5 protein-coding genes are annotated in these 4,997 nt (G+C 42.5%); all 5 read left to right on the top strand.

Translation table 11 applies throughout. The features are described from left to right. Nucleotides 1-551 precede the first annotated feature (551 nt). Entirely contained in the window at nucleotides 552-890 is a 339-nt protein-coding gene (locus KCX82_RS22670; RefSeq protein ID WP_227020715.1) for a DUF3870 domain-containing protein, read from the top strand. Between the two features lie 238 nt (nucleotides 891-1,128). Continuing rightward, nucleotides 1,129-2,475 carry a dicarboxylate/amino acid:cation symporter gene (locus KCX82_RS22665; protein WP_227020714.1) on the top strand — a complete coding sequence of 449 codons (1,347 nt, stop codon included), beginning with the start codon at nucleotides 1,129-1,131 and terminating at the stop codon, nucleotides 2,473-2,475. Between the two features lie 58 nt (nucleotides 2,476-2,533). Beyond that, nucleotides 2,534-3,895 carry an aminotransferase family protein gene (locus KCX82_RS22660; RefSeq protein ID WP_227020713.1) on the top strand — a complete coding sequence of 454 codons (1,362 nt, stop codon included), beginning with the start codon at nucleotides 2,534-2,536 and terminating at the stop codon, nucleotides 3,893-3,895. A 38-nt stretch (nucleotides 3,896-3,933) separates the two neighbouring features. Further along, nucleotides 3,934-4,755, top strand: a complete 822-nt coding sequence (locus KCX82_RS22655) for a beta-keto acid cleavage family enzyme (RefSeq protein ID WP_227020712.1) — start codon at nucleotides 3,934-3,936, stop codon at nucleotides 4,753-4,755. Between the two features lie 15 nt (nucleotides 4,756-4,770). Then, on the top strand, nucleotides 4,771-4,997 hold a 227-nt coding region (locus KCX82_RS22650; protein ID WP_319633373.1), incomplete at its 3' end, for a CoA-transferase.

Raw genomic sequence — 4,997 nt, 5'->3', positions numbered from 1 at the left:
GAGCTGCATCCTGATTACACGGTAGAACAGATTCAGGAAGCCACGGAATGCAAGCTGATCATCAGTCCGGATTTAAAACCGATGGCATAGCCTATTAAAATAATTTTTTAAAAATAGCTGAACATTTATTTTAGAAAAATAATTGGAGCTGATGACGTTATTCCGAAGAGAAGGGATAAATAATCAGCTCCAATTTTTATCGGCCGGTCGGATTACTTTCGGTTACGATAAAATAGGAATTCACGCTCGGTGAAATCCACCAAATCTATAATTTTCAGAAAACTCAAAAAAGCTATTGATTCAATAATTGTTCTATGTTATTATGATGCCATAAAAGACGGAAGGTCGAAAATTGTTACTTTGTTTGCGGCATGATCAGAAACGATCCATGTACGAACAAACAAAACCTAACAAACATAATTGGTTTTATGTTTGTTTTTTTGTATAAGCAGTTATAAACATACAGATCATAAAATTTGAGCAAAATTATATATAAGTTTTCTTGAAAGGAGTGAGGCGTATAGTGCGATAGCATTATACTAAGTGAATCTATGAAACAGTACAGTGAAAACAGTATTTACCTTAGTGCATATGCCAAACTGCCTTCAGAAATGCCATCCGCCGAGATGTATAAAGCACTTGATATCGGTTTGGTAATCAATTGGGAAACAGGTGAAATCGAAGACGCCTCGATCACGCTTCTGACGGATGAAGCCAGAAGCTTTCTGAAGCAGATTATTGTAGGATATAATATTGATAAAAATGCGATTGAACCGTTGCTTGAAAGGATTAAAAAAAGATACTTAGGGGCATCGCAAAAGGCGGTATGTGTAATATTGAAATTAATCTATGAAAAATATATTAACTGGCGCCAAGAGCATAAAAAATAATATGGAAGTAAACGTAAATAATAGGACTGCTTTAATTGTGTAAGAAACGATATGGTTTCTTGATAAGCGATTAGAATCCAGTGAAATGTAAAATCTATTTGCATGTCATAAACAAATATTTTACATTTTACTGGATTTTTGATTTCTCTTAACGGCAGCTATTTCGCTGCAAAACCGACCCTGTGGTAATTTAAGCGCTTAAATTAAAATAAATTAAAAAACGAAAGGAGAATTGAACATGGTTTCACCTTTAGCAGGCGAAAAGAAAAAAATGTCTTTGGTAAAGAAAATTTTCATCGGCTTAATCGGAGGCGTTATAGTCGGGTACATCCTGAACTTCCTGGGAGGAACTGAGAATCCGTTTATTGCAGATTACGTTTTTCCGTTCTTATCCTTTGTGGGGAATTTATTCATCAGGTTGATCAGAATGGTTGTCGTACCACTTGTATTGTTCTGTATCATTGACGCGGCAGTATCTCTGGGAGATATAAAAAAGCTCAGATCCATCGGCGTCAAAACGATTGTATTTTTCTTGGCAAGCGGAATGATCGCGGCCGGTATCGGTCTTGTAATTGTAAATATCGTTAAGCCGGGTATAGGAATAACCATTGGTGAAATGGCAAATGAGATTACAGTAAATCAAATTGCCGGACCCTATGAAACCATATTAAATATGATTCCGCTTAATCCCTTTACCTCCTTATCGTCAGGGGATATGCTTCCGATTATCGTATTTGCACTATTTCTTGGTCTTGCACTTATCGCTTTGGGGGAGAAGGCCGCTCCGGTAGCAAATGGGATCAAGGTGTTGTCAGATGCGATGTTCCGGATGATCTTATTTATTCTTGGAATTATTCCATACGGAGTATTCGGTCTTATGGCGGTAGCTCTTGGAACTTACGGCATTAAAATTTTCGGGCCGGTACTTAAGTTTATCGCAGTTGATTACCTTGCGAATTTCATCATGGTCGCAGGCGTATACAGTTTATTCCTGACCTTCATTGCGAGAGTGAGCATCAGGACGTTCTGGAAACATGCTTTTGAACCTTGGCTGCTTGCTTTCAGTGCATGCACAACAAACGCGGCACTGCCCCGTTCCATGAAGGTGGCTCCCCGACTTGGAGTGCCGAAGGAAATTTCAAATTTTGTTCTTCCCCTTGGAGCGACTGCCAATATGAATGGTACCTGCATTTATTTTGCAATCATCGTATTGTTTGCGGCGCAGCTTTATGGTGTTGACCTTCCGATTAGCCAGCAGATTCTTGCTGCCGGCACCGCTACGCTGTTAAGTGTAGGCTGTGCGGCAACTCCTCAGATTGGGCTTGTAATAAGCACAACATTACTTACTTCGCTGGGCTTTCCGCTGGATGCCATTGCGTTGGTAGCAGGTATATATAGAATTGTTGACCAGGCGCATACATCGACAAACGCCACGGGAGATATTGTGACTTCACTTTGTATTGCTGCAATGCAAGGAGAATTAGACAGGGAGCAGCTGAAAGTTGCAGCAACGATGACACCTGCCGACATTATCGAATTCGATGCAAAAGCGGAGGAAGAAGTGATATTATCATCAAACGTTTAATAATAAAAATATGCAGTAATTGAGATTATGGAAGAACTATAAAAAGAGAGGAATTAAAATGAGTTTCAATAAGGCACCGAGGAATAACGTATTTTACAGAAATCAAAATTGGAGATATCCGAAAATAGAAAGGGCGGAAGGCGTCTATTTGTATGATTCGGAAGGGAGGAGATATTTAGATGCATGCTCCGGATCGGCTGTCGCCAATATGGGACATGGAAATAAAGAAATTGCCGCCTACACAAAAGAATTGATGGAAAGAGTCGCATTCACCCACCTGTCAAGATGGACTGTGGATACCATTGAAGAATGTGCAAGTAAAGTAAGCGAGTGGACCCCCGGAGATTTAAACCATGTCTACTTTGTTTCCGGAGGATCGGAGGCGACCGAATCTGCGATTAAGCTTGCGAGGCAGTATTTTGTTGAGAGGGATGGCGGAAAGACTTCAAAATGGAAGGTGATCTCAAAATGGACCTCATTCCACGGCAACACCCTTGGCGCCCTTGCCGTTACGGGAATTACAGGAAGAAAGAAAATGTATGACCCGATGCTGGCCCAGTTCCCTAAAATTCCTCAGTTTTACCACTATAGAAACCAATGGGGATGTGAAACACTTGAGGAAACCAGTATAAAATGCGCGGAGGCACTGGAGGCTGAAATTCTAAGACAGGGACCTGAAAATATCATGGCTTTCATTAGTGAACCCGTTGTTGGTTCCGCCGCCCCCGGCGTTCACCCTGCACCAATCTACTTCAAGATGATAAGAAATATTTGCACCAAATATGATGTTTTATGGATCGACGACGAGGTTATGGCCGGATTTGGAAGAACAGGCAGAAAAATGGCCATCGAGCATTTCGGGGATGCAGTCCCGGATATCATGTGCACCGCAAAAGGTATGAGCTGCGGGTATACACCGATCGGTGCGGCAATAGCAAACAACGAAATCTTCACCACGATTATGGTGAAAGGCTCTGGCAGCTTCCATCATGGGCATACATATGCGGGCAACCCGCTTTCCGCCGGAATCTCAAGCAAGGTCATTGAAATCATGGAGAGGGAAAAATACGTTGATAACTGCGCAAAGCAGGGCGAATACCTCATGGGCAAATTACAAAATCTCTACAAATATCCGATTGTTGGAGATATAAGGGGAAAAGGGTTGATGATCGGGGTTGAATTTGTAAAGGATCAAAAAACAAAAGAGCCCTTTGAGACTTGCGCAAAGATAAGTTCAATCGTCAATGACCACTGTCTGGAGCTGGGCATTTCCCCTTATCCCGGCGGCGGTTCGGCTGACGGCCTTCGAGGAGACCATACTCAAATAACTCCTCCAATTAATATCAATAAGGATGAAGTTGACGAGCTGTATGATGCATTGGAAGGTGCAATTAAAAAGACTTGTGAAGAGGTTTTCTAAAGGAAGGCATAAATTTATTCGGCTTGAGGAGTAGGATTATGGAAAAATTAATAATAACGATAGCGCATACGGGGAATGTCCCCACGAAAGAAATGAACCCAAACACACCTGTTAGTGTAAGGGAAATCGTTGACGATATAAAGCAATGTGTCGCTCTCGGTGCATCTGTGGCGCATATACATGTAAGAGACGAGAATCAGATGCCTACAAGTGACCGCGGAATTTTCAAACAAGTATTGAACCTGCTTGACAAGGAGAAGGTGAATGTCGTCAGACAGTTGTCAACAGGGGCAAGGGGAGGAGAAAACACCGTAGATTGGCGAGGCCAGATGCTGGATCTGAGTGCTGAAATGGCCAGCCTTTCCACCGGTTCTTCAAACTTTCCGACTAGTGTAAACGCCAATTCACCGGAGCTGGTAGAAGCACTGGCATTGAAAATGAAAGACAACGGGATCAAACCGGAGATCGAGGCTTTTGATCTGGCCATGATCACTAATGCCAAGAGACTGCTGAAGAAAGGTATTTTAACCGGCCCGCTGCACTTTAATTTTGTGATGAATGTTCCGGGTTCCATTGAAGGAACGCCTAAAAATTTAATGTATATGATTGACAGCATACCGGAAGGCTCCACCTGGAACGTTACTGCCGTCGGACGATCACAAGTTGAATTGATTCCCATAGCTATTGCAATGGGAGGGCACGTCAGAACCGGACTCGAAGATGTCATCGAATATGAAAAGGGCATACCAGCTTCCAATGCTATGCTGGTTGAGCGTGTCGTAAGGATTGCCAAAGCAATAGGAAGACCGATAGCGAACCCTGATGATGTACGGAAGATATTGCAGCTTAATAAAAAATGATGGAAGGACATTATCATGGTAAATAAAATAAAGACTGCCCAGGAAGCAATTGCTCCGATCCAAGACGGAGCTGCCATTATGGTAGGCGGCTTTATGGCTACGGGAACACCTGAAATCCTCATTGATGCACTGGTGGAAAAAGGGGTAAAGAACCTCACCATCATTTGCAACGATGCCGGCGTACCGGGAAGAGGAATCGGAAAGCTCCTGACAAACGGCCAGATCAAAACTCTCATCGCTTC

It is taken from the genome of Sinanaerobacter chloroacetimidivorans, from assembly GCF_018128545.1.
Classification (GTDB): Bacteria; Bacillota; Clostridia; order Peptostreptococcales; family Anaerovoracaceae; genus Sinanaerobacter; species Sinanaerobacter chloroacetimidivorans.
The sequence above is the reverse complement of the archived record's forward strand: the minus strand, read 5'-3'. Positions and strand labels throughout refer to the sequence as shown.

Bases quoted from the DNA above. Each gene is read 5' to 3' on its own strand.
- KCX82_RS22665 (WP_227020714.1), top strand. From the start codon at position 1,129: ATGGTTTCACCTTTAGCAGGCGAAAAGAAAAAAATGTCTTTGGTAAAG.
- KCX82_RS22660 (WP_227020713.1), top strand. From the start codon at position 2,534: ATGAGTTTCAATAAGGCACCGAGGAATAACGTATTTTACAGAAATCAA.
- KCX82_RS22670 (WP_227020715.1), top strand. From the start codon at position 552: ATGAAACAGTACAGTGAAAACAGTATTTACCTTAGTGCATATGCCAAA.
- KCX82_RS22655 (WP_227020712.1), top strand. From the start codon at position 3,934: ATGGAAAAATTAATAATAACGATAGCGCATACGGGGAATGTCCCCACG.